19 protein-coding genes are annotated in these 24,600 nt (G+C 39.7%); 13 read left to right on the top strand and 6 right to left on the bottom strand.

Annotation, left to right across the window (positions count from 1 at the left end; genetic code table 11):
• Positions 1 to 95 precede the first annotated feature (95 nt).
• Positions 96 to 596 carry a superoxide dismutase family protein gene (locus D1003_RS10205; protein ID WP_153936904.1) on the top strand — a complete coding sequence of 167 codons (501 nt, stop codon included), beginning with the start codon at positions 96 to 98 and terminating at the stop codon, positions 594 to 596.
• 66 nt (positions 597 to 662) lie between these two features.
• On the top strand, positions 663 to 1,094 hold the full coding sequence (locus D1003_RS10200) for a nucleoside deaminase (protein ID WP_153936903.1): 432 nt from the start codon (positions 663 to 665) through the stop codon (positions 1,092 to 1,094).
• 4 nt (positions 1,095 to 1,098) lie between these two features.
• On the opposite strand, the gene D1003_RS10195 is transcribed toward D1003_RS10200, so the two are convergent.
• A complete protein-coding gene (locus D1003_RS10195) occupies positions 1,099 to 1,467 on the bottom strand; it encodes a helix-turn-helix domain-containing protein (protein WP_052910993.1) in 369 nt (122 codons plus the stop codon).
• A 106-nt stretch (positions 1,468 to 1,573) separates the two neighbouring features.
• Here D1003_RS10195 and D1003_RS10190 point away from each other — a divergent pair, with 106 nt between their 5' ends.
• Together D1003_RS10190 and D1003_RS10185 are read left to right on the top strand one after the other, a co-directional pair.
• A complete protein-coding gene (locus tag D1003_RS10190; protein WP_153936902.1) occupies positions 1,574 to 2,068 on the top strand; it encodes a hypothetical protein in 495 nt (164 codons plus the stop codon).
• 7 nt (positions 2,069 to 2,075) lie between these two features.
• A complete protein-coding gene (locus D1003_RS10185) occupies positions 2,076 to 2,498 on the top strand; it encodes a hypothetical protein (RefSeq protein ID WP_260393395.1) in 423 nt (140 codons plus the stop codon).
• 100 nt (positions 2,499 to 2,598) lie between these two features.
• Here the strand turns inward: D1003_RS10185 and msrB are convergent, their stop codons facing one another.
• The 3 genes from msrB to D1003_RS10170 all read right to left on the bottom strand — a co-directional run bounded on the left by msrB (position 2,599) and on the right by D1003_RS10170 (position 8,114).
• Complete coding sequence (gene msrB / locus D1003_RS10180) at positions 2,599 to 3,045, bottom strand: peptide-methionine (R)-S-oxide reductase MsrB (protein ID WP_014411298.1); 447 nt, start codon at positions 3,043 to 3,045, stop codon at positions 2,599 to 2,601.
• A gap of 107 nt (positions 3,046 to 3,152) precedes the next feature.
• Positions 3,153 to 7,385 carry a sialidase family protein gene (locus tag D1003_RS10175; protein ID WP_153936900.1) on the bottom strand — a complete coding sequence of 1,411 codons (4,233 nt, stop codon included), beginning with the start codon at positions 7,383 to 7,385 and terminating at the stop codon, positions 3,153 to 3,155.
• Positions 7,386 to 7,397: 12 nt separating this feature from the next.
• Positions 7,398 to 8,114 carry a hypothetical protein gene (locus tag D1003_RS10170; protein WP_153936899.1) on the bottom strand — a complete coding sequence of 239 codons (717 nt, stop codon included), beginning with the start codon at positions 8,112 to 8,114 and terminating at the stop codon, positions 7,398 to 7,400.
• A 719-nt stretch (positions 8,115 to 8,833) separates the two neighbouring features.
• Between D1003_RS10170 and D1003_RS10165 the strand changes: the two genes are divergently transcribed.
• Both D1003_RS10165 and D1003_RS10160 read left to right on the top strand, forming a co-directional pair.
• Positions 8,834 to 10,555 (top strand): hypothetical protein, encoded by a 1,722-nt coding sequence (locus D1003_RS10165; RefSeq protein ID WP_153936898.1) that lies wholly within the window; start codon positions 8,834 to 8,836, stop codon positions 10,553 to 10,555.
• A gap of 60 nt (positions 10,556 to 10,615) precedes the next feature.
• Positions 10,616 to 11,335, top strand: a complete 720-nt coding sequence (locus tag D1003_RS10160) for a DNA-binding domain-containing protein (protein ID WP_153936897.1) — start codon at positions 10,616 to 10,618, stop codon at positions 11,333 to 11,335.
• Positions 11,336 to 11,638: 303 nt separating this feature from the next.
• On the opposite strand, the gene D1003_RS10155 is transcribed toward D1003_RS10160, so the two are convergent.
• Positions 11,639 to 14,743: a T9SS type A sorting domain-containing protein gene (locus D1003_RS10155; RefSeq protein ID WP_153936896.1), complete on the bottom strand. Its 3,105-nt coding sequence runs from the start codon at positions 14,741 to 14,743 to the stop codon at positions 11,639 to 11,641.
• A gap of 24 nt (positions 14,744 to 14,767) precedes the next feature.
• Positions 14,768 to 15,301 carry a hypothetical protein gene (locus tag D1003_RS10150; protein WP_153936895.1) on the bottom strand — a complete coding sequence of 178 codons (534 nt, stop codon included), beginning with the start codon at positions 15,299 to 15,301 and terminating at the stop codon, positions 14,768 to 14,770.
• Positions 15,302 to 15,685: 384 nt separating this feature from the next.
• Between D1003_RS10150 and mutL the strand changes: the two genes are divergently transcribed.
• The 7 genes from mutL to D1003_RS10115 all read left to right on the top strand — a co-directional run bounded on the left by mutL (position 15,686) and on the right by D1003_RS10115 (position 23,929).
• Positions 15,686 to 17,482: a DNA mismatch repair endonuclease MutL gene (gene mutL / locus D1003_RS10145; RefSeq protein WP_153936894.1), complete on the top strand. Its 1,797-nt coding sequence runs from the start codon at positions 15,686 to 15,688 to the stop codon at positions 17,480 to 17,482.
• Between the two features lie 15 nt (positions 17,483 to 17,497).
• The gene (locus D1003_RS10140) at positions 17,498 to 18,232 is read left to right on the top strand and encodes a rhomboid family intramembrane serine protease (RefSeq protein WP_153936908.1); all 735 of its coding nucleotides are present in this window, start codon (positions 17,498 to 17,500) and stop codon (positions 18,230 to 18,232) included.
• A gap of 12 nt (positions 18,233 to 18,244) precedes the next feature.
• Complete coding sequence (locus D1003_RS10135) at positions 18,245 to 19,225, top strand: endonuclease/exonuclease/phosphatase family protein (protein WP_153936893.1); 981 nt, start codon at positions 18,245 to 18,247, stop codon at positions 19,223 to 19,225.
• A 97-nt stretch (positions 19,226 to 19,322) separates the two neighbouring features.
• Positions 19,323 to 19,760 carry a hypothetical protein gene (locus D1003_RS10130; RefSeq protein ID WP_153936892.1) on the top strand — a complete coding sequence of 146 codons (438 nt, stop codon included), beginning with the start codon at positions 19,323 to 19,325 and terminating at the stop codon, positions 19,758 to 19,760.
• A gap of 99 nt (positions 19,761 to 19,859) precedes the next feature.
• Positions 19,860 to 20,867: an aspartate-semialdehyde dehydrogenase gene (asd, locus tag D1003_RS10125; protein WP_064968488.1), complete on the top strand. Its 1,008-nt coding sequence runs from the start codon at positions 19,860 to 19,862 to the stop codon at positions 20,865 to 20,867.
• Between the two features lie 753 nt (positions 20,868 to 21,620).
• Complete coding sequence (locus D1003_RS10120) at positions 21,621 to 23,477, top strand: FISUMP domain-containing protein (RefSeq protein WP_153936891.1); 1,857 nt, start codon at positions 21,621 to 21,623, stop codon at positions 23,475 to 23,477.
• Between the two features lie 65 nt (positions 23,478 to 23,542).
• Complete coding sequence (locus D1003_RS10115) at positions 23,543 to 23,929, top strand: HU family DNA-binding protein (RefSeq protein WP_153935743.1); 387 nt, start codon at positions 23,543 to 23,545, stop codon at positions 23,927 to 23,929.
• Positions 23,930 to 24,600: the final 671 nt, after the last annotated feature.

Below are 24,600 nucleotides of genomic sequence, written 5' to 3'. Positions count from 1 at the left end.
AAAGGTAAGGTATTTTTGAGGTAAGGAAGAATGTAGTGCCATGTAAATATTATATTTATAATATTTTTTTTAACTTTATCAAAAAATTTAATCAAATGAAAAAACTAAGTTTGTTATTAGGAAGTGTTTTAGCTCTAACCTCTTGTGTTACAAGCAAAACCTACACCATACAATCTAAAAGTAATACCAATACAAAAGGTACAGCTACTTTTACCCAAAAAGCTAAAACAGTTACTTTGAATATAGATGTTCATAATCTAACGCCTGGTAAACACGCCATTCATATTCACGAGTTTGGAGATTGTTCAGCTAAAGATGGTTCTACTGCTGGTGGGCACTGGAATCCTACGGGGCATCATCACGGAAAATGGGAAGCTGAACATTTCCACAGAGGAGATATAGGAAATCTCAATGCTGATAAAAACGGATATGCGAAGCTTACATTTAGCACAGACAAATGGTGTTTGGGGTGTAAAGACGAAACTAAAAATCTCTACAATAAGACTATCATCATCCACGCTGGAGAAGATGATTACCGTACTCAACCCACAGGTAATGCAGGTGGAAGGGTAGGCTGTGTAGAGATAAAGGAATAATTAGAATACAATATTTTTAGGCGAAGTGATGACAAGGGGTGCTTCGCCTTTTATTTATAGCAGATAATGTTTACAGACGAATACTTTATGCGAATAGCCTTTCAGGAGGCTTTAAATGCGTTTGAAAAAGACGAAGTACCTGTGGGCTGTGTAATTGTACACAATGAGAGAGTAATTGCCAGAGGATACAATCTTACAGAAACTCTAAATGATGTTACTGCTCATGCAGAGATGCAGTCCATAACTTCTGCGGCTAACGCTCTAGGAGGCAAATACCTTAAAGACTGTACTATGTATGTTACATTAGAACCTTGTACTATGTGTGCAGGAGCTTTATTTTGGTCTCAGATTTCTAGAGTGGTTATAGGCGCTAGAGACGAGCATAGAGGCTTTCTAAAGCAAAATATCAACCTTCATCCTAAAACCCAAATTTCCATTGGAACTATGGAAGATGATTGCCGCAATCTAGTAAAAGAGTTTTTTAAATCTAAAAGGTGAGAAATTAGTGTACAAGTTCTTTCAAAAGGGCTATTATATCATCTTTTTCTTTTATTCTAGCTTCGTAAGATTCTATCAACTTTTGGGTAGCTTCCTTATTTTCTATATGTAAATTTTGAACATACCCGTTACCATAAGAGCCTTCATAGTTATTTTGAGTTTGAATGCTCAATCTGTTTTCGTTGAAGAACTCTGTAATATCCGTTTCTAATATTTCTGCTATTTTGGATAATCTTTCCACAGTTACCTTAGTATTTTCATTTTCTAATCTCGCATAAGACGCTTGACTTATGTTGAGTTCTTGTGCTACATACTCTTGAGAAAACCCTTTTCTCTCTCTCAACCTTCTTATATTAACTCCTATTTTATTCATATTATGTATTTTTATATCCAAAAAGCGTATACAAATATACAATTTTAAAAATTTCAGCCAAATATTTTTTTTGACCTTTGTAGAAAACAATTTCTAAAGCAATGTTATGAAAACTAAACATTTATCCTTTTTATTATTTCCTTTGGTAGTATCTTCTTGCAGTTCATGGGTAAGAATAGGAGATTTAACATCTGTAAGTAACAGAAATATAGATGACAGCAAAACTTATGTACTATTAAGTAGAGAGGTTGAGAGTATTGCCGATTCTGGCTCAGACGCATTGGAACAAGCAGTAGATAATCTCACTAGAAAATATGAGGGAGAATTTTTAAGAAACGCTAAAATCTTCGTAAAAGATGATGGTAAAAAAGTGAAAGTGATTGGAGATGTTTGGGGAATTCAAAATACAAATGTTTTAGTAAATGTTTCTGCTAAGTCTGAGGTTAATCTGGAGCTAGGCGACACAGTGGCTTTTAAATTGAAAGGAAAAATAATTGAAGGAAAAATAATAGGCATTAGCACCAACCATTGCATTGTAGAGTATAATGGAGGTAAAAAAATAGAGTTGGCTTATGATAAAGTTACAAAAACAAGTAAATAGTAATAAAATGAGTAGATATTTATTATTAGTATGTTCTGTATTGTGGTTAGTTTCTTGTACTAGGACAGAGAATGTATTGGAAGAGTCCTCATCTTCATCAAAGACAGAAATAAAAACTTCCACAGCTGTAAAAATAAATGTGATTAACAGTAATAACGAACCTCAAAGTGGCATTGTAGTTATGATGTTTAAATCAAAAGTTAAAGCCGATGCTCTTCTACCTACAGTTGAAAAGGAGGTTGTTTCAGATACAAATGGTATTGCAAATTTTGATTTATCCTCTTATATACAAGAAGATACAGAGCAAATTTATTATTTTGAAGCATTTAGAAAACAGGGAAACAAATATCTGTGGGTAAGCACTACTCACCCTGAATTTAAAATCAAGAAAAATACTATAAAAACCACAGCAATTATTATTAAACAATAATTTCGAGGAATAAATTTTGAATTTATTTTCTGATAAAAAGAAAAATGTTAGACTGTTTTATAGTCTAACATTTTTCATATTGCAGAGCGACATTCTTATTTTATTCCTCCTCTGGAACAAAATCTAAACTTATAGAGTTCATACAATAGCGTATGCCTGTGGGCGGAGGACCATCATTAAATACGTGTCCTAAATGAGCTTCGCATCTTTTGCATAAAACTTCGGTACGCTCCATACCGTGAGAAGAATCTCTTTTGTAGATAACCCCTTCTTTGTTCACTTCAAAGAAACTTGGCCAGCCGCAGGAGGAGGCAAACTTATAGTCTGACTTAAACAAATGGTTGCCACAAGCTGCACAATAGTAGTTTCCCTTTTTATCAAAGTCGTTATATATACCTGTAAAAGGTCTTTCTGTTGCAGCTTCTCTAGCAATAGAATAAAGCTCTGGCGAAAGTACCTTATGCCATTCTTCATTGGACAACTTTACTGGAGTAGAGTCTGTACGAGAATAGTAAGGATTATGCTTTATAGATTGTGGCTTTTCCATATTAGAGTTTTTGGTAAACATTGTAGTAAAGAAAAAATCCCTACTAATGAGATAATTATTGATTTCATCATCACAAAAGTAGAGATTTTTAGTAATATATCACATCTTTATAAGCCAAACTTCTGCATAAGGTAAGTATTGACTTGCTGGACTTCCTCATCGCTTAGCTGTCGGTCGTAGATGAGCACTTCTCCGATTTCACCTTGCCAAACCCGCTTGGTGTCGTTGCGGTCTTTGGAGACTTTACTCACTTTGGCGGCGGGTTTTCCATTCGCCACCCTAAGGGTATAAAGGGTGAGTTGGGAGGTATTGAAATTGGTAGAGAAGTAGCTGGCTGGCTGGTTGTTAATCATGGTAAGTCCATCATCAAGTGGAAAAAACAATTCACTATCTCTCATAAAGGAAGAAGATAATATGGGACCTAATCTTCCGCCACTATGAAAATCGGTGGCATCGCTTCCCAAAATAAAGCTAAAGTTGCTTTTGGTATCCGCATGGAGCTTGGAAACCACAAAAAAGGTTTTGCCTTCATAGGTGGTGTTAAGCTGAATATGCGCATCGCTATAATTTGGTTTTATGTTGATTATCTTTTGGTTATTGTTCCCCGAAGTTTTGATTTCAAAAGCGGCGGGATTGATGATATCATAAGCCGATTTTGCAGCATAGTCCAATACGACTTTATTGTTAAGGTCTGCTCCGTCGGCATTTATGCGGGCAATGAGCCCTGGTATGGAAGACGGAAGGTCTTGGACCTCGGTATTCAAGGCATACTTGGTCATAAGATAATCGTTCACTTGTGCCATTTCCTCATCGGTAAGGGATTTATCGAAAACAATCACCTCGGCGACTTCGCCTCTCCAAGTACGGTCGGAAAATCCTCGGTCTTTGGAAATGTATCTTACCCTTGCTCCGGTTTTGCCATCGGCCACACGCATAGCGTACACGGAGAGCTTATCCGTATAAAAATTGGTGTTGAAAAAATTTCGGTTAATCCCGTTGATTTGGGTTCTTCCGTTATTAGCAGAATTGAACCGCTGTCTGTCGGACATATAGGCTGAACTAAAGATGCTGCCCAATCGTCCATTGCTATGAAAATCGGCGCTTCCATTATCCCCTAATAGGAAGTTGAAAGCATTATTGGCATTCGGGTTGAGCTTGGAAACCACAAAAAAGGTTTTGCCCTCATAGGTTTTCCCTAAATCGATATAGCTGTTATTGGCTTTAAAACTTAGTACCGGCTTTCCGTTGTGGAGGTCAGGTGTTTTTTCCAAACTCATTCCGGCGGTATTGACGAGGCTATACACTTCGCCCGTTATCCGGTCGGTTACGGTTTGGTTTTGCATATTGGTTCTATCGGCATCTACCCATACGGATATATTGCCAATAAGCTCCTTCATCACATTTGGAGCATCACAAGCACAGTAAGGGTACACCGTGAAAAAATCGGGGAAGGTCTGGGTATAGTTTTGCCCTTCGCTATCGGTTAAAGTTAGTTTTACGCCAAACTTTCCGTATTTATTATAGACCACGGAAGGCTTATCGGTTTCGGCATTGTTTACCTGTGCTGCTCCGGGGAATTCCCACTGGCGGCTCACAATCGTTTTACCGTAATACAGTGAAATATTATTTGGTTCAAAAACAAAATCTTTAACCACGGTGGTTTTCTTCGGCGATTCGATGTTGATTTTAACCACGTTCATTTTAGCTAAAACATCATCAGGGAGTTTTCTGGTCCAAATCCCGCTTCCGCTGGTCGCCATAAAAAACTCGCCCGTACGGTATTGGATTTTGGGTTCCAAGATGTTGAGGTTAAAAGGCAAATCCTCACTGTATTCTTTCCAAGTACCATCAATATAATAATGCACTTTGGACTGGTTATTTCCGAAAAGAAAAATCACATCGGTTCCCCTTACATTTAGGATATGCTTGTAATTACGGTTAGTATTGGGGTTATCAATATTTTGAAAGGTGCTTCCGCCATCATTACTCACTTTTAAAACATTGTTTCCTGTAGTGTAGGTTCTCAACACATAAATGGTTTTGGGGTCGTTATCCACAATCGCCAAACTCATATTATTGGCAAAAGGCGTTGTTTTTTCTTCCCAATTTTTTCCTCCGTCGGTAGAAGCATACAACTTGTTATTCACTATTAAATACTGATACAAAGGATTAGAGAAAGACACCATATACTGCTGTGGGGCAGTGTCTTTCGAGGTAGTCATTTCCTTTAACAGATACACTTTATTATCCTTATAATTGTAAACTTGTAAGTTGAATTTACCCAAAACCTTTTCTTCTTTGGTCTGCGTAAAATAATACATATTCCCGTTGTGATCTCTTTGGGTATAGTAAGGGAGCCCTCTTCCCGCATAGGGTTCCGAAGGGATTGGGTCTAACTTATACGCTGGAGAGTAAGAGGTATTAACTTCGGGCGAAGCAATGATGCCCGAGAAATCCGAAAAGAAGAAATGCCTTTCGTCATTACCCGGAAGAACATACCCCGTAGAACTTTCGCCACCGCCTAAGTGCTTGAATACGCCTTTGCCGTAGGTAGACACATGATAGCTGTCGCCGTTGTGGTACATACCGCCTCCCATATTGGTATTATACTCTCCAAGGTCAAAGCCCCAATAGTCGCCTCCCAGTCCGAAAGTTCGGACTTCGTCCATTGTTTCAAAGAAATCGTTGGAGTAGTTGATGCCTCCATCGGTAGTGAGCCAAGTATCCACGCTACCATCGGCGTTGGTCTGCTGATAAAAGGTCTGCATATCGGGGTGCAACGACTTAGGTCCCCAATAGCCTCCGAAATATTTAAACGTTTGCCCACCATCTCTCGAAATATAGGCATTAAGCCCTCCCACGATAATGGTATTGGCATTAGTTGGTGAGGCAATGATGGCACAGTTGTAAAACCCTTGCGTGTAGCTTCCCGTAGGCTGGAAAGGGAAAGTGGCTAAGTTGATATTGTTGGAGTTGTTGTAGCCTCTTGTTCCTGCTCCGGGACCGTTAGGGTTAGGGAGCGTCCAATTTTCCCCTGCATCATTGCTTCGGTACACGCCCCAATACCCATTATCTCTTGAGGTTTGGTTGGCAATAATGTACGCATACACCACTTGGTCATCAGCGGGGGTTATGGCAAGTCTTGCACCCCAAACATTAGCCATTTTTGTAGCAGGTTCGTACCAACCTTTTCCTTCGGTGCCTTTTTTCACCCAAGTTTCTCCGCCGTCGGTGGACTTGTAGAAATACATAAAATTGGTGGCAGCATCATAGGCTACGGCATAAAACTCATTATCGGAGTTAGGGCGTTTAACAATATCCGTAACACAAAGCGGAAGTTTTACTTCGTACTGGTAGCTTACCGACGAGCCGCTTCCCGTTTGTTTTAGTTTTACAATCCCTCGGTTGGTTGCCATTAGGACATTGTCATTTATGGCGTTACCATCGGTAGCAACACTAATGATTTTAGACACATTATTCCCTATGCCTGCATATCGGGTTAGAGTATTAAAGTTGGTAAGAATAGTCCAAGTAACGCCGCCGTCCCGTGAGATATAGAGCCCGTGAGCCCCTCCTACAAAAATGACCTTCTCGTCCGAAGCCGAAAAACTTAGGGCACTAACCTCCTTAATATCGTAGCCTTTGGTGGCTAAGTGCCACATTTTGCCCTTGTTGTGAGAAATATAGACCGTGCCACTTTCTACCGCACACACAGTATGGTTAGGATTGGTGGGCGATTGGGCAAAGGCTCTTACATTGGCTTGGCTGACCACATTGTTCTGCCCCGTATTAGAAAGCAACTGAACGGGACCATAGTAGTGCCACCCCGAAAAAGTGGCGTGGTAAGGCGTTTCGGGGCTGTCATAAATAGAAGAGGAAGCCTCGCCCGAAGCTATGCCTAAACTCCTTAAAACCCTTTTTAGAAAAGGTGTTTTGGGTCTTTGGGAAAAAGTTTGGTTACGCTCTTGGGCGGAGGGATAGTCTATATAGCCCTCTTCGTTGATGTAGGGTTGTATTTCTCTTCGCCATTCGAGGTATTTTTTTTCGTATTCGCTGCGGAACTCTTTTTTGATGGGGCTGTTTTCTTGTCGTGCATTAGACAGCCAAGGCGACTTTTCCGCTCTGTTCGGGTTAGACGCCTTCATCTTCTTAATCTCTTCCAAAGTTGCCGCATCAAAGTCTAAAGAGGTATTTGCTCTGTAAATATCGTATAGAGAATCTACAACAAACACATTAGGTCTGTTCTTCTGCATTTCTTTATAGAAAGCAGGGACATCACCTGTCTGTGCTTTTAGTGTACCTACCAAAAGCAGAAAAAGGGCAAATAAGTATCTTAACATTGTTTTTATCTTTTATTTGTACTGAACTAATAGGCTTACGGGCGTATCGCTACCACCCACTTCATAAGTAAAATTAAAATTGCAACAAGTATTATAGGTGGCTATAATCTCGGCTTTATAACTTCCAGCAGGGAGTTGTTTTATGGCTAATAACTGCATATTGCCGTAGTAGTCTGTAATACCATCGGATAAGAAGGTATTAGAGGCTTTGTCAATAATTTCCGAAGTGCTGTCCGCAGTGTTGGTAAGTTTCAGTATAAATAGTGGGGCAAAAGCCGAGCTTCTCCCTTTGAAATTTACGGTGGCACTAAACTGAACATTTGTTTGGGCGTTTAGCGTGAACTCAACGGCGGTGTTGGGAATAAGGCTCTCGCTGGAGTTTTGGTTTACCGTAATGGCACTGGCACTTCGGGTATCTGTAAAGTAAGCGTGGTTTTGAGCCGCAGGGCTGGCTGATGTGCCTCCTTGGCTTATCGGAACCCAAGACGCACCGTCCCAAAAGAGAAAGTTGTTTTCGGTGGTATTAAAAATAAGTTGCCCTTTTTCGTTGCCTTTTTCTGGATTTTTGGACACTCCAGGGATTAGAATACCAGCTGAAGAGTCTGGATTATCAGAATCTTTGGGAACAATATGTAGAGTGGCTCTAGGGTCATTGGTGTTAATGCCCACTTGAGAATAGGCTGATAGGGAAACCGATGATAAAAGAATGGAAAATAAGGTTTGTTTCATACTATTTATAATTGCAAAAGTGCAAAGTTACAACAAATAGGATTAACCCGTTTAGTAGAAAGAAATTGACCCTTGATGCAACAAAAAAAATATTAAACACTTGCATACTTCCGCAAAAGGTGATATGTTTGCCCCAGTTTATGACACACGATACCAGCTACATACAAACAAGTGAAAAAAAGTTGCAAAATTATTTGGCTATCTCAAATAATTTTGTAAACACACACACAGAAGAGTAGTTGCGTGCGTACGCGTATTATACCACTTTTTATCTAAATTTTTATCATCAATCATAAATAATTTTCCTCTAGCTTCCGTTAGGGGCATTTGGCGTTTGGTATACGCTAAGTTTTGTTTTCATAAATACCTGCTAGAAGTCCGTCTTTTTCATAAGTTAAATTGGTTGTTTGGGTTTAGGGCTTCTAGCGTGCAGAGAGGATACCCTATTCTCTCTGTCTTAGCCTTCCTCCTTGTTTTGTGTGTGTTTAGAGGAGGGAGGCGTTTTCTTATTAGTTCAAGAGTTCAAGGTTTAAAGTTCAAATATTCAAGGTTGAATAAGCGTACCTATCCCTTAAACCTTAAACATAGAACCTTGAACAGCTTCAGCTCTTTAAACTTTTTTACAACTTCACCATTAGCAATTTTACAATTTCACAACCAACAACTAGCAATTAACAACTTCACAATTTCACAACTTAACATCTATAAACTTTAACATTATGAAAAAAACTTTGTTATGTGCGGTGTTTCTGCCTTTGGTGCTGAACGCCCAAGATTACAGCGGCAGAGTGGGCATCAATACCAAAGAGCCCCAAGCCACCTTAGATATTTCTAAGAAAGAACTCAATACGCTCCCAAGTGGGCACACGCAGGGCGTATTGTTTCCAGAGTTTAGCACTACCGAGCGTTCCACCTTTACCAACCCTAAAAAAGGCACGATGATTTACAATACCGACAAAGAGTGTATTGAGATTTATAGAGGCATTTCGGGCGGCGTACGCCAATGGTCTTGTTTGCCCGATGTAGGGAGTAGCAAAGCCCAAAGCGTGGCGGTAACAGCCGCAGGTTTTGAGGGGGCTTATATTGGGGGAGTTCCCTTCAATAACAACAGCCAAAAGGTTAAATTTAAGTTAGAGAACAACTCGTTCAATAGTGTTAATTCTTCGTTTGCCAATGCGGTAAGCATTCAGAATGGCAGTGCCAGTATTAGCATTACGGGTTGTACTTGGACGCTACTGCCTTCGGGTACTGGGGGCGGTAATTGCTCAGAAAGTAATACCATCAATTTAGCTTCGGGGCAGGTGGCATTATTAACTTACACAATGGGTGGCACGCCCGAAACAGGCACTTTGACGGCTAACTTTAGCAAACTCGGAGCGCAAGCCGACCAATCCACCACCGTTGGCTTAGGCTCTGCCACCATCACCAGCCCTAAGACGGGGTATGTGGTGTCTTTAACTTACAACGGCTCCAATATACAAGGTAAAATCAACAATGGCACTAATAAGCTCACCGTTAAAATACCTTATACTTCAGGTATAGGCTCTTACCAAGCGGTGCAATCGGCAGTAATTCCTGCCGCTCCCGGAGAGGGTGGAGATAACAATGGGCTAAGCCTCTCAATCCCCGCTGGCAATTTCGGCGTAAGTGGCGACCTATCCGCTACTATTGTGGTAGATGGAGATGGAGAATATTTGGTAAAAAAGTTAGCACCAGGGCAAGAATACATTATTGCTACTATTCCTTACACGCTTAATGGTAATAATTACGAAGTGGTGCTTAAAGGTATTGGGGGTGTTCCAGATAAGAAGTTTAATGTCCTAACCAACGGAAAATTAGAGCATCAGTTTGTTTATATTCCTATAACGGGGAGTGATGGTAGAACTTGGCTCAATAATAACCTTGGGGCGGACTATGCTAACCTCAATTCTCCTGTTTTTAACCCTTTACAGCAAGCCACTAGTATAAAAGATAAAAACGCTTATGGTTCTTACTTCCAGTGGGGGCGTGATGCTGATGGGCACGAGCTGGTAACTTATCCAACGGCAACCACAGGAAATAGAGTGTATCCTAATATTCCGTTGTATGATGAGGTCCAGTTGTGGACTTATACTAATAATCCTTGCCCTGATGGTTATCGTATGCCTACCACAACCGAATGGAATGCATATAGGGCTTTACTTCCTTCACCAGCCAATGCCCCTGTTTGGTTTAACGACCCATTAAAACTGACAGTTACTGGTATGGCAGACTACCCTGGGGGATGGATGCAAACTCCAGGTAACTATGAATTGTGGGGTAGGTATGGCTCATCAACTGTGAGAGAGAATAAGTTTTGGCAATCTTTGACTATATTTTACCAAACCTCATATGCTGACTATGATGTGGCGAGTACTTATTATTTAAAGTACCCACGAACAATCCGCTACGTTAAGGATTAGCCAATCTTATAAATTAGACTTTATTATAAAAAATGTTCAACCTTTAAAAATAAATATGTTATGAATACTTTAAAAGCGTGGTTGCGTCCCAACCTATTAACGAAAGATGACCCTAACGATTTTGTAGCCGTGCCTCTTCTAGGCGGTAGCCTCGGCATTACAGAAATCATAGAAGCCCTCAAAAAAGAGGGTATGGAGATACAAACCGAAACAGCAGTGGATATTATCACTCGTTTTAATCGCAAAGCCTCGGAGTTGGTACTCAACGGGTATAGTGTAAATACAGGGCTGGTGTATATGCGTCCTGCCATTAAAGGCGTATTTTACGACAAGACTTGGGATAAAGAGAAACACTCCGTATATGTAAATGTGAACCAAGGCACCGACCTAAGAAAAGCCGCCAACGATACCAAAATAGAAATCCTCGGCGAACAATCTAGCCCAATGAGTGTGTTCAGCATCACCGATAAAGCTACTGGTAAAGCAGATGGCACGCTTACCAAAGGTAAGAATGCGGAAATCAAAGGCACTTATATTAAAATAGACGGCGACAACCCTAAGAACGGCATCGTCTTTAAAAACTTAGACACTCAAAATGAGGTTAAGTTGGCTAAAGATAGTATCGTAATCAACGAGCCATCAAGGTTACTCATACTGGTTCCTACAGATTTAGAAGCGGGTAACTATGAGCTAAGCCTCACCACGCAGTACAGCAACAGTAAAAGTTTACTGAAAGAACCCCGCACCGAAACGCTAAGCACACCTATTACTATTGTGTAGTGTGTTTTTAGCACTTCTAATAAAGACTGTCCTTCCTTATTATTAAGGAAGGGCAGTCGCTTTATAAGGGGAAGGGACCTCACTGCCTAAGGCGAAGACGCTTCTCTCGGTAAGGTGAAGTTGGTTCCCTCGTATGAGGGAACCAACTTCGCCTTCTAATAAAGTAGAAAAATAATCTTTCAAAGTATGGGGTTGCAATGGGGGCTAAATATAAGTCGCCCTCTGCTCGTACGAGCAGAGGGCGACTGTAGCTTCGGGCAGAGAGGCTCTGCCTTACCGAGCAGAGGGGTTCTGCTGGGATATTTATTTAATAACCAATTTACCTCTTTGTATATAGCTGTAAGTAGAATATTGGAAAAGGTAAACGCCTTTCGGTAATCCGTGCGTTGGAACCGTAATTTCCTTAGAAGCGTTGGTCTCTATTTCTACTGTTTTCACCAAAGTACCGTTGGCATTATAAATCTTGAATTGGGCTTTCTCTCTCGGTTCGCCTAATTTAACGCGAAGCTCCTCACCTTGGTTCAATAAGGTAGGATACACTGTGATTTTCTTAGGGTTGCTTGCTTCTTGCGTTTCGTTAGTACCAAGAACCCCATTGTTTACCACAATCATTTTTTTAATCGTTTTGCTATCCGTCCCTTGAGGTGTAGTTACTTTTAAGGTAACGTCGTACTCGCCGTTGTATTTGAAAATCACTTTAGGGTTTCTGGCATTTTTATCACTCACATAATGAGGTTGAGGATTAAACGACCACTCCCAAGTAGCTCCATTTTGGTTCACAATGGAATAAGATTCAAACTCTACCGTCATATCGGCATTAGGCAATCTTGCTTCACTGATGTTGGTGGCTAATGGTTGCGCAATAGGTTTAAATTTATCCCTGTATAGAGGGATTTCCCATATCCCATGATTAGTAGCTGCTCTTAGTTTTCCTTCTTTAAAGAAAGGTACTAAGCGGGTAAGCCTTGCTGCAGGAGGTAAACCATTGGAATAATCAATCCATTCCGTCATAGTGTCATCTTTATAGTAAACATAAGAGCCATTTTCGGTACCTAAATAGACTCCATTGTGTTCATCACCTGCCAATACTATCCATCGGAAGGCTATATTTTTCATTGTAGAATTGTTTTCTAAAACATTCTGCCAAGTTTTTCCTCCGTCTGTGCTGCATATTACTCCACCGGACTTGAAAGGTTGGGTTAGCCATATTTTATTCTCATCTTTAGGATCTACGGCAATGATAGGAATAGGACCACCCCATTCATCTGGAATTTTAAGTTCTTCCCAAGTTTTTCCGTTATTAACCGATTTGTAGATAAAATACCACCCACAAGCGTAAATCACATTAGGGTTGGAACGGGCAAATTCTACATTAGAAATTTGATCTTTGGCATCAAATAATAAGTTGAAAGTCTGCCCTTCGTCAGGGGTTTCCCAAATTTGCATAGTAGGACCACCTGATCTTTCTTTTGGGTGATACAAAATTCTTTGAGCATAACGAGGATCCGTTCCGAAGAAACCATTAGATTTTAGCGTTTCGTAAGGCTGTTTGTTAAAAACAGAAATAAAAGGAGGACTGGTTACATTACCATCAATCCTATCAGGCATAATGAACATTCCGGCATCAGAAAAATACACTTTTTTAGGGTTGCTTAGCATGACATAGCCCGTAGCTTGTTCTACGCCGCCTACATAGACGGCTTTGCCTTCCCCATAGCTTTTCATCATTACTGCATCGCCGTTGTGCCATCTTCCGCCCGCCATCACATCTTCGTTCCAGCCTTGTCCAAACCCATAATAATCGCTGGCATAGATGCCTTTAACGCGATTTTCTCCCGTGATTTTGCCATTCTCTTTTTTGAAAAAATTAGGGGAGTATTTAATGCCTCCATCGTTGGCAATCCAAACTTCATCACCCGCAATAGCGATGTCCTGCATATCGGGGTGTATAGAAAAGTTTCCATTGCAGTAACCTCCTATGGTATTATCCCAATAACCGCCAGAACCTCCTTCTAATGAACGGTAGGCACTACAAAGTCCAAAAATCACGTGTTCAGGGTTATTTCCCGAAACGCCTATCATCATATCATAATACCCCTGTCCGCCGTTTTTGCCATCTATTGCATAGCAAAAGGTGTTTTGGCGTTCATTTACATTACTGGTTATAGTGGTTTTGTCGGTCCAATTGAGTCCGCTGTCTTTACTCTGCAGGATATGAGGCTGTCCATACGCATAACCCGATTTTTCTACATTCACCAAGGCATAGAGGTAGCTTTCCCCGTTTGGGGCATCGCTTACAGCCAAACGACCTATTCTGGCGGAAGGTATTACGGTTACTTCTTTCTTAAAGGTTTTTCCACCATCGTAGGAGATGTGGAGGGTGGAAAGCCAACTGAAATTTTTTCGTCCGAGTAGATAGACTACTTTAGAGTCTTTAGGTTTTAACTCATGGTCGTAGAAGATACCATTTATTACTTTACGGAAAGTAGAACCTCCGTTTTCCGAAATGTAAAAACCATCTTTTTGTCTGTTTATGTTACTGCCACCAAATTTATGTTGTTCTCCTGTAGCTACGGTTACTGTTCTACTATCATCGCTTACTCTTATACTATTTACAGTAGTTGTAATATTACTAATTCTTTTGAAAGAATTTCCACCATCTTTACTCACAAATAGTCCTGAGGTAGAGCCTACCCATACCGTATTAGCGTTGTTGGGATCTATTCTGATAGCGGTTATATTCTCACCAAAGTTGTAATCGGGGGCACAGGCCGTCCAATTTTGCCCCTTATCTGTGGTTTTGAATACCGCTCCGGTTTCTGCTCCCGAGTATAATATGTTAGCGTCTTTTTTAAAGACATCTATCCTAAATACATTGGCGTGAGAGTCATAAGATTCTACATAATAATTCCCGTTTGGATCGGGGTTTGGTGTGTTTCTGGAGGTTGTAAACGGTCCTATATTACGCCATTTTTTTGTATTTGCAGAAGTAGAATTAGCTCCCAATAGGGCTAAACCTTGCTGGTTTTTAGCCATTAGCTGGTTGCTTCTTTGGTTTTGCTGGTCTAATCGGGCAAAATAATCTTTTTTGGTAGGAAGCACAATTTCTCCATTGCCATTTACAAAAGGTCTGTATGCTTTTTGCCATCTTCGGTAGAAGTTTACGGCTGGTTTTTTCTCTGGGGTTTTTCTTCTGGCATCGGGGTCGCTCTCTAACCACTCGCCAAACTTTTTCTCCATTTCGAAGAAATTTACCCCACTTGGGTTATCTACAATGAGTTTCAACCACGCAGGGTCGTCCTTACCTACCGAGAAGCTTTCTGGAGTGTAAGGATCGTAGAATTCTTGCTGTTGCCCCATCAGTAATGAGGCATAAAAACAGGTTAATAATAATACTTTTTTGTACATATAATTATATTATAGGGTTTAATATTAATTCCAAAAATACCAATGTTCACCATTGAAGATAGCCAAAGATTTACTCCTTCCGTCGTAGGCAATCGTGCCCGCTTCGGGGCTTGCCAAATCGGTAGTTACATCGTTGATATAAGGTAGTAGTAAAGCAGTACTTTTACTGTCTAATTTCAAAACCGCAGGGTCGTCAGAGGAAGAATTTTCTGTAGTACGCCTAATGATCACTCCTTCTATTCCCGTATTTTCTGTTCCTGTATAGGTAGAAACAACTGCTGGATTAGGAGCTGCAGTTGTAAGGGGGACATTTGCTGTAGCAGATTTATACATCACTTTTTGGTTTTGTAAATCAAACCATAAAGCACCTTGTTGAGCCAAAGAATGGTCTGATAATGTTGGCAGTATAATGCCTTTAGCAGAGCCATTAGTTTCTTTCATATCGTTGAACTCCAAAATAGAGCTTGTACTTCTTAAAGTGCTTTTGTCTATCGCCACTTGTGCAATAGACCAATGATTTAACAAAATAGATACAATGCCGGTAAATACTATCTTCATATCATCATTTTTTATTCGTTACAACCTTGGGTAATACATTCCCATTTCATTATGTAAGGATTGTATGGAATTCCACTTGGTTTTAAGATTTGAAGGCAAAAAGTATAACAATACAAAGACTCGCCATTAGAAAATAGTTCTTGTAATGCATTCTTTGCAAGTTTTTTGCAAAGTTAATAATTTTATTAAAGATTCATTTTAAAGGTAAAGTGTGGTAATAATTACATATTTATAAAAGAGTTTTTACTTTTTGTGTATTGTATAGTTTGTATTGGTAATTTAATAATAAATATTAAATATTGTTATTAAATGATAAAAGTAAAAATAAATGCGTTTTTTTGCTAAAAATCTTATGCCTATTTTTGGGGCGGATAAAGCGAGTTTATGGCAGATATTATTAGACTTTTACCAGATTATGTAGCCAACCAAATTGCAGCGGGTGAGGTGGTGCAAAGACCAGCTTCTGTAGTAAAGGAGCTGATAGAGAATGCTATAGATGCTAAGGCAACTAAAGTAGAACTCATCATAAGAGAAGCTGGCAAAAACTTGATACAAGTAGTAGATAATGGTGTGGGAATGTCCGAAACTGACGCAAGAATGGCTTTTGAACGCCACGCCACTTCTAAAATCTACGCTACCGAAGATATTTTTAAGATTGCTACTAAGGGTTTTAGAGGCGAAGCCTTAGCCTCTATTGCAGCGGTGGCACAGGTAGAGCTGAAAACTAAAAAAGAAGAAGATATTGTAGGTACTAATATCTATATAGAGGGTGGAGAGTTGCAATTTCAGGAGGCTATACAAACTTCGGAAGGGTCTAACTTTGCGGTTAAAAACTTATTTTACAATGTACCTGCTAGGCGTAAATTTTTAAAATCTAACAATATAGAGTTTAGACACATTATAGATGAGTTCCACAGAGTGGCATTGGCTCATGAGGATATAGAATTTTCGCTTTATCATAATGATGAGGAAATTTTCAAACTCAGAAAAGCAAGTCTTCTACAAAGAATTGTAGATATATTCGGTAGGAAACTTCAGCCTTTACTTATTCCTATAAAAGAAGATTTAGATTGGGTAAAACTTAATGGTTATGTTGCAAAACCAGAAGGAGCTAAGAAATCGAGAGGAGAACAATTTTTCTTTGTTAATGGTCGATTTTTTAGAAGTGCTTATCTCAACAAGGCAGTTCAGGAGGCGTTTGATGGGCTGCTTCAGCAGGGCTACAATCCGTCGTTTTTCTTATATCTAGAAATAGACCCAGAGAAAATAGATGTAAACATACATCCACAAAAAACCGAAATTAAATTTGAGGACGAAGCTCTTATTTTCGCTCTTATTCGCTCCACGATAAAGAAATCTTTAGGTGTTTATAATGTATCCCCTAGTTTAGATTTTGATAAAGATGAAAGCCAAAGTCAGCTTTTAGGTTTGCAAAGTCATTATCCTAAAGCCACGCCGTCTATTAGTAATAGTAGCTACAAAGCACCGTCTATACAGGTAGATAGAGATTATAATCCGTTTCAGCAAGAGCGTGTAAAACCTTCTGAAAGCATTGCTCTTACAGAGCTTTATAGCCAAAATATTACCACAGCAGAACCTTCTAAAATCAATTTATTTGAAGATGAAGACTTTGATGAGGATTTAATGAGATTACCTAATGGTTATTGGCTCTATAACCGAGGCGAAGATACGCTTATGCTAGATTTGGGAAGAATGCATTCTGTAGTTGTTAGCGAGCGAAGAAAACAGAAAAAAGAGACAGGTGTAGGTCAAAAATTACTTTTTTCTATAGAGTATCTGCTCAACGAAATGGAGAAAAATAAATACCGTTCCATAAAGAAATATTTGCCACAATTAGGCTTTGAAATGGAACTTGGGGACGACAATGTTTTGAGAATAAACGCTGTACCTAACGGATTGAAGGAAAAGCAAGTCAATGAGTTTTTGGAGAAACTATTTGAAGTGCTGGACTATAAAACTGAGGACGAGTTTATGGCTTACTATGAAAATCAATGGACTAAGATTAACGCTAAGTCTCGCTTTGATTTCTTCTATAAAACCGAAGTAGAGCAGATGATAAAAGACTTCTCAGATTTAGGCTTTCCTGAATACACGCCATCAGGAAAAAAATGTTACATTGCCCTGCCATTGGAAGACTTGAAGAATAAAATTAAAAATTGATAAAACTAAAAAATGATGTTTCAGAATATACCACCAATCACTAGAAACCTTATCATCATCAATGTGGTTGTATTTATACTAGGTTACTTTTTACCCGCAGGGATAGAGAATTTCTTACCAGCTTATTTCCCTTTGTCGCCTAACTTTAGGTCTTGGCAAATCATTACGCATATGTTTATGCACGGAGGGTTTACGCATCTTTTGTTTAATATGATAGGTTTGTGGAGTTTCGGTTCTGTTTTGGAAAGGGCTTTAGGCGAGAAGAAATACCTTATACTTTACTTTTTTAGTGGGTTGGGAGCGTTCATTCTATTTAATGTTTGGAACTATTATCACTTCTATCAGCTTACCAGCAGTCTGCATCAGCAAGGTGTAGATTTAGCCTCGGTATTTAGAGGAGCTAATCTTAACAATCCTTCTTTAAACATAAGAGCTATTTTCGGAAGAAGTGATGAGGTATCACAATTACAACAATTTTTAATAACACCAATGGTAGGTGCTTCTGGAGCTATATTTGGTGTGTTAGCGGCTTTCGCAGTGGCTTACCCTAATGCAGGGATTATGATTTTGTTTATACCATTCCCAATAAAGGCTAAAATACTATTTCCAATCATTATAGCAGGGTCTATTTATTTAGGGTTTACCCAAATGGCGGGAGATAATGTGGCACATTTTGCCCATTTAGGCGGAGCATTAGTAGGATATATTCTTATAAAAATGTGGAGTAGAAACCGTTTCAGAATACAGTAATAGCCCCGATAAATGATGAAAATTCTTAGAATAATTGTATTTATTATACATTTAGGGCTTTTGGCATTGCTCTATTTGTGTATGATGAATGCCTACATTCCGCCAAGAATATTTGCAGAACTTAATTTTTTGTCTTTAGCCTTCCCTATTTTAGTTTTGGGCTATTGTCTGTTATGTTTGTTTTGGATTTTGAGTTGGAAAAAGAGAGGTTTATTTTTTCTATTGGCTTTAGCATTGCTTTTAACGCCTATCAGGAGATGGGTTAACTATTCCACAGAAAATAAAAACGCTTTTGATTTCAAGGTGGTTAGTTTTAATATTAAAGCCGCAGAAGCTGGTACCGCTAATATAGACTATCATCTAGAATCTTTCTCTCCTGATATTATTCTAATACAAGAGAAAGGAGATTTTAAAGAAGAGATAGAAAGTATGCCTTACAGAAAAGAAATAGACATTTTGGAGTTCTACTCTAAAACACCTATAATAGAATCTGGGAGAATTCTAATTGATGCAGATAATGGCTATGCGGGTTATATAGACACCGAAATTAAAGGCAAACGGATAAGATTTATAAATGTTTATTTAAAGCCTTTTGAGTTAAATAAAGATATGGTAAAACCAAGCACGAATCTTACTGTTTCCGAAGAAAAAGCCAAAAGTTTAATAGCACGATTTTTACCTGTCTTTAAAGCTCACCAAACTCAAGTAGAGCAGATAAGACACGCAGTAGAAAAATCGCCTTATCCTGTGGTTTTAGGGGGTGATTTTAATGCCGTTCCTAATTCTTATGAGTATTATTATCTAAGCCAAAATATGACGGACAGCTTCTTAGAAGTAGGCAAAGGCTTAGGAACTACTTTTCACGATTATAAATTTCCGATAAGGATAGATTATCTCTTTTCAACTAAAGAAATAAAACCCATTTCTCTGAAAACGGATAGAAGCAGACAACTGTCCGACCACTACCCTATCATTGGAGAATTTAGTTACTAAAATATTTTTGATAAGAAGAATAACCACCAATTCTACTAAATCTCAGCGGTATTCGTTGGGATTTTTTTCTATATTTGCTACCGAAAAATAGATAGTTATGGAAAATATGATTTTGCACGCTCATAGAGGGTTTGCTTATTTAGTTTTAGTAGCGGCAGCAGTATTTGTGGTGGCACTTTTGGTGGCTATGTTTGGCTATTCTGGTAAAGTATCCAAGTTACTTAGAAAGTCCAGCTTATTTACAATGATTTTGTTTCACACGCAGTTTCTTATAGGTTTGGGAATGTTGTTTTTTAAATCCCAGTTTTTGTTCTACCTTAAAGAAATAGGTATGGGAGGCATTATGAAAGATGCCGTTTTAAGGTTTTCTTATGTAGAACACCCTGTAACGATGTTGGTAGCGGCTGTACTGATGACGATAGTAAACAAGAAAATTAAAACTTCTGAAACCCTTAACTTTGGTATTGTTATTATGGGGCTGTTAGCGGTAGTTTTATTCTTATTGAGGTTCCCTTTTGATAGACTTTTGGGGTAAAAAGTTAGGTTTAAAAATAATTAAATCAACGCTCTAAAAAATCAACAATTACGGTGTTTTAGAGCGTTGGTGCTAAAATAAACAAAGAATAAATTAGATATGAAAATAGCAGTAGTAGGTGCTACAGGTATGGTGGGACAAGTGATGCTTAAAGTGTTGGAAGAAAGAGATTTTCCTGTAACGGAGCTTATCCCCGTAGCGTCTGAAAAATCAGTTGGAAAAAAGATAAAATTTAAAGGAGCAGAATATCCTATAGTGTCTATGGAAGATGCCGTAGCGAAACAACCTGCCATTGCGATATTTTCCGCAGGTGGTGGCACTTCTTTGGAGTGGGCGCCTAAGTTTGCAGAAGTAGGCTCTTTTGTGGTGGATAACTCTTCAGCGTGGCGAATGGACCCTACTAAAAAATTGGTAGTTCCAGAAATAAATGCAGAGGTTTTAACCAAAGACGATAAGATTATTGCCAACCCAAACTGTTCCACAATTCAGTTGGTGATGGTGCTTAATCCGTTGCATAAAAAGTACAAAATAAAGAGAGTGGTGGTATCTACCTATCAGTCGGTTACAGGGACAGGTAAGGCGGCGGTTGACCAGCTTAATGATGAAATTAGAACTTCTGTAGAAGGTGGAGAAGCATCAGTTCCGAAGGTTTACCCTTATGAAATATTCAAAAATGCTTTGCCACACTGCGATGTGTTTTCAGACGAAGGCTACACCAAAGAAGAGCTTAAACTGATGCGTGAGCCTAAGAAAATTATGGGAGATGATAGCTTTAACCTCACGGCTACAGCGGTAAGAGTGCCTGTGCAAGGCGGACACTCCGAAAGCGTAAACATAGAGTTTGAAAACGATTTTGATTTAGATGAGGTAAAACAAATACTAGCCAACACTAGCGGCGTAACGCTTCAGGACGATTTGAGCCAAAATCTGTATCCTATGGCAAGATACTCCGAAGGTAAAGATGATGTTTTTGTGGGTAGATTAAGAAGAGATAGCTCTCAACCTAACACGCTTAACTGTTGGATTGTAGCAGATAACCTAAGAAAAGGAGCGGCTACCAACGCGGTACAAATTGCAGAATATTTGGTAAAACATCAGTTGGTTTAGATGATAAATACAAAGTGATAAAAAAATCTTTTAGCGGTTTGCTAAAAGATTTTTTTTATGCTGATTGGCTATAAGATTAAAGCCGATAAACTTACAATAGAGTTACTAAATATTTAAAAATGTTCTAAAAACTTGCATACTTCCGCAAAAGGTGATATGTTTGTCCCAGTTTTATGACACGCAATACCAGCTACATACAAAAAAGTGAAAAAAACTTACACAAAAATTTGGTAGTTCCAAATAATTGTGTAAACACACAGAAGAGCTACACGCGTACGCGTATTATACCACTTTTTATCTAGATTTTTATCATCGATCATAAATAATGTTCCGCCAATCTTCATTGGGGGCATTTGGCGTTTGGCATACGCTAAGTTTTGTTTTCATAAATATCTGCTAGAAGTCCGTCTTTTTCATAAGTTAAATTGGTTGTTTGGGTTTAGGGCTTCTAGCGTACAGGAGGAGCGTTCTGTTCTTTCTGTTTTAGCCTTTCCTCTCGTTTTGTGTGTGTTTAGAGGGGAAAGGCGTTTTCTTATTGGTTCAAGAGTTCAAGGTTTAAAGTTCAAATATTCAAGGGGTAAGGGTTCAAGAGTTCAAAGTTTAAAGTTCAAATATTCAAGGTTGAATAAGCGTACATATCCCTTAAACCTTAAACATAGAACCTTGAACAGCTTCAGCTCCTTGAACTTTAAACTTTTTTACAACTTCGCAACTTCACAATTTCACAACTTAACATCTATAAACTTTAACATTATGAAAAAAACTTTGTTATGTGCGATGTTTCTGCCCTTAGTGCTGAACGCCCAAGATTACAACGGCAGAGTGGGCATCAATACTAAAGAACCACAAGCCACTTTAGATATTTCTAAGAAAGAACTAAATACGCTCCCAAGTGGGCACACGCAGGGCGTATTGTTTCCAGAGTTTAGCACTACCGAGCGTTCTACCTTTACCAGCCCTAAAAAAGGCACGATGATTTACAATACCGACAAAAGCTGTGTGGAGATTTATCAAGGCGTGGTTTCGGGGGTTCACCAGTGGACTTGTATGCCGGGGAGCAACCAAACCCAGTCGGTAGCGGTAAAGGCAGCAGGCTTTGAAGGCTCTTATGTGGGTGGCGTGGCGTTTACCAGTGCCAATAAAGCCAAATTTAAGTTAGAAAACAACTCGTTTGGGAATATCAGTTCGGCGTTTCACGATGCGATTACGGTGCATAATGGCTCGGCTAGTATTTCGGCTGGCAACTGCCAATGGCAAAAACTTCCAACAGGTGGTGTAGCCCCTTGTACTTCGGGCAGCCTCATTAGTCTTAACTCTGGGGAGTCTGCTATGTTGTGGTACACACTCTCTGGCACACCCGAAACAGGCACTTTGCAAGCCAATTTTAATAAACTCGGAGCCCAAGCCGACCAATCTACTATGGTAGGTAATGGTTCTGCCACTCCAAAATCTCCCGTTACGGAATATGTGGTTTCTTTGACTTACAATAGTTCAAATGTTCAGGGGAAAATCAATAATGGGGCTAACCAAGTTTCTATAAAAATACCTTATACCAATGGGCAAGGTTCGTATGATGCCATCAGCGTTACCCAGCCGACTGCTTTGGGAGAGGGAGGAGATATCAATAGTCTTACGCTTAACATTCCTGCTGGGAATTTTGGTGTTACAGGTACTTTGGTGGCTACGCTTACGGTTGGTGGGACTGATACAGAATATTTGGTAAAGAAAATGGCACCGGGAGCGGAGTATACCATTGCTACATTTACCTATCAAATCAATGGTACAGTTCCTACACATACGGTGGTTCTCAAAGGGATTGGTGGGGTTCCCGACCGTTGTTTCGGTAAGACCACGCAGCAATGTTTGTCAGATATGGGTAGCCCTTCGCCTTGGGCATCTACCGAAATGGAGCATCAGTTCATTTATATCCCCATTACAGGTCCAGATGGTAGAACTTGGCTCAACAACAACCTTGGAGCGAATTATGCTAATGTAAATTCTTCGGTATTCAACCCAACCCAACAAGCCACCTCAAAAACCGACCATAATGCTTATGGTTCATTGTTCCAGTGGCAGAGAAAGCCTGATGGGCACGAGTTGATTACTTGGACAAGCTCAACAAATGGTACACCTAAATATACAGGTTCAGGTTCAGTGTCTTCTTCTTGGGCAAATGCAGGTACGAACAATTTTATACCGTATAATTCATCAGATTATTCGTGGGTAACCCCTTTTGTTAATCAGCAAACTTCAAGTCATCAGTTGTGGCGTGCCAATGGAGCGAATAATCCTTGTCCTGTGGGTTATCATGTGCCTACTCTCACGGAGTGGCAAGCGTTGCATACGGCAATTACAGGTGCTACGGGAACAAATTCCAGTGGTAATTCAAATATGTGGAACGAGACAAACCTCCGTCTGCCGGCGTCTGGGCACCGTTGGAGCGGTAGTGGGTCGTTCAGCAGTCAGAGCAGCCTCGGCAGCTTCTGGAGCAGCGAGGTGGGCAATAGCTCGCGCTCTTGGGGTCTGTGGTTCAAGAGCAATAATAGCAGTGCGGGCCGCAACGACAGCCGAGCTGGCGGGTTCAGCGTGAGGTGCATTAAGGATAACTAAGTGAGAGAAGAAAAGTAACTCTATAATATAAATAAACTAAAGTATAACCTTAAAATAAATGTATTATGTCAATTAAATTTAAAGTAGTAGAAAGAGGTCAGCCGGGTGTAAGCGGCGGCGGTAACAAAAAGTGGTATGCCAGTGCAGCCACAGACGGCGAGGTAGGTATAGACGAGCTCGTAAAACAAATCGAGAAGTTTTCTGCCCTCAGTGAGGCAGATATTAAAGGCGTTATCATCGCTTTAGAGAATGTGATACAAAATGCTTTGTCGGATAGCAAAATTGTGCGTTTGGAGAAGTTGGGGACACTGTATCCTACTCTAAGCAGCGGCGGAGCGGCAACCGAGAAAGACTTTACCCAAAGCCTTATTAAATCGGTAGGCGTAAACTATCGCCCCGGTAAACGCATCTTAGATAGCATGAAGGCGGCAGGCTTTGAAAAAGTGAAGTAAATCGCCCTATCTATGCACCTTAAAAAACTACCGCAGGTTTCTTTAGAAACCTGCGGTAGTTTTGTATAAAACCTGCTGTGGTTTTGGGTAAAACCTGCGGTAGTTTTTAGTGAAACCTGCGCAGGTTTTTTAGCCTACCTAGCTTATCTTTGGAAAGCCTTTATTCATAGGAGGTACAGAACTTCGTTAGGTTTGTTTCAAAACAAAAGAAGGGCGATAAATATATACGCTTGTCCTTTTGTCTTGAAACAAAAGGACCAAAAGTTCAAGACTAGGAAACTACGGCTAAAAATGTGTTGCCCATTCTAAAAGCCCTAGAACTCACGCCAAGGCTAAGCCCGACGCTTGTTCAAACAATAGGTCTTTTTTAACGAATGGACGCCCCATTTTCTTAACGCCTCCGTTTCCTTAGGTCGGAGGGGACAGTCGTTACATAGTATATTTGTCTTCGTCCTTTTGTCTTGAAACAAAAGTACCAAAAGTTCAAGAGCAAAGGTTAGGTTTACCTACGGCACGGCACTTCCCCCTGCTGTTTGGAAGCTATCGCTCCCAATGCCGCTACGGGGTCATTCCCTAAACTTACCTTTGCTCGGCAGAGCGTTGATAATGGCTAAGTGGTGATAATTAAAGGTGGTTTTAAAATGGTCTTTGGTGATAGTATGCTTGTCCTT

Source organism: Riemerella anatipestifer (assembly GCF_009663465.1).
In the GTDB taxonomy this organism is placed as follows: Bacteria; Bacteroidota; Bacteroidia; order Flavobacteriales; family Weeksellaceae; genus Riemerella; species Riemerella anatipestifer_C.
Note: the sequence above shows the minus strand (reverse complement) of the source record. Positions and strands in the feature narration are given on the sequence as shown.

What these genes read in the sequence shown, in the direction of transcription:
- mutL (WP_153936894.1), top strand. Translation starts at nt 15,686, where the DNA reads ATGGCAGATATTATTAGACTTTTACCAGATTATGTAGCCAACCAAATT.
- D1003_RS10155 (WP_153936896.1), bottom strand. Translation starts at nt 14,743, where the DNA reads ATGTACAAAAAAGTATTATTATTAACCTGTTTTTATGCCTCATTACTG.
- asd (WP_064968488.1), top strand. Translation starts at nt 19,860, where the DNA reads ATGAAAATAGCAGTAGTAGGTGCTACAGGTATGGTGGGACAAGTGATG.
- D1003_RS10165 (WP_153936898.1), top strand. Translation starts at nt 8,834, where the DNA reads ATGAAAAAAACTTTGTTATGTGCGGTGTTTCTGCCTTTGGTGCTGAAC.
- D1003_RS10185 (WP_260393395.1), top strand. Translation starts at nt 2,076, where the DNA reads ATGAGTAGATATTTATTATTAGTATGTTCTGTATTGTGGTTAGTTTCT.
- D1003_RS10115 (WP_153935743.1), top strand. Translation starts at nt 23,543, where the DNA reads ATGTCAATTAAATTTAAAGTAGTAGAAAGAGGTCAGCCGGGTGTAAGC.
- msrB (WP_014411298.1), bottom strand. Translation starts at nt 3,045, where the DNA reads ATGGAAAAGCCACAATCTATAAAGCATAATCCTTACTATTCTCGTACA.
- D1003_RS10200 (WP_153936903.1), top strand. Translation starts at nt 663, where the DNA reads ATGTTTACAGACGAATACTTTATGCGAATAGCCTTTCAGGAGGCTTTA.
- D1003_RS10170 (WP_153936899.1), bottom strand. Translation starts at nt 8,114, where the DNA reads ATGAAACAAACCTTATTTTCCATTCTTTTATCATCGGTTTCCCTATCA.
- D1003_RS10135 (WP_153936893.1), top strand. Translation starts at nt 18,245, where the DNA reads ATGATGAAAATTCTTAGAATAATTGTATTTATTATACATTTAGGGCTT.
- D1003_RS10120 (WP_153936891.1), top strand. Translation starts at nt 21,621, where the DNA reads ATGAAAAAAACTTTGTTATGTGCGATGTTTCTGCCCTTAGTGCTGAAC.
- D1003_RS10190 (WP_153936902.1), top strand. Translation starts at nt 1,574, where the DNA reads ATGAAAACTAAACATTTATCCTTTTTATTATTTCCTTTGGTAGTATCT.
- D1003_RS10140 (WP_153936908.1), top strand. Translation starts at nt 17,498, where the DNA reads ATGTTTCAGAATATACCACCAATCACTAGAAACCTTATCATCATCAAT.
- D1003_RS10195 (WP_052910993.1), bottom strand. Translation starts at nt 1,467, where the DNA reads ATGAATAAAATAGGAGTTAATATAAGAAGGTTGAGAGAGAGAAAAGGG.
- D1003_RS10205 (WP_153936904.1), top strand. Translation starts at nt 96, where the DNA reads ATGAAAAAACTAAGTTTGTTATTAGGAAGTGTTTTAGCTCTAACCTCT.
- D1003_RS10150 (WP_153936895.1), bottom strand. Translation starts at nt 15,301, where the DNA reads ATGAAGATAGTATTTACCGGCATTGTATCTATTTTGTTAAATCATTGG.
- D1003_RS10130 (WP_153936892.1), top strand. Translation starts at nt 19,323, where the DNA reads ATGGAAAATATGATTTTGCACGCTCATAGAGGGTTTGCTTATTTAGTT.
- D1003_RS10160 (WP_153936897.1), top strand. Translation starts at nt 10,616, where the DNA reads ATGAATACTTTAAAAGCGTGGTTGCGTCCCAACCTATTAACGAAAGAT.
- D1003_RS10175 (WP_153936900.1), bottom strand. Translation starts at nt 7,385, where the DNA reads ATGTTAAGATACTTATTTGCCCTTTTTCTGCTTTTGGTAGGTACACTA.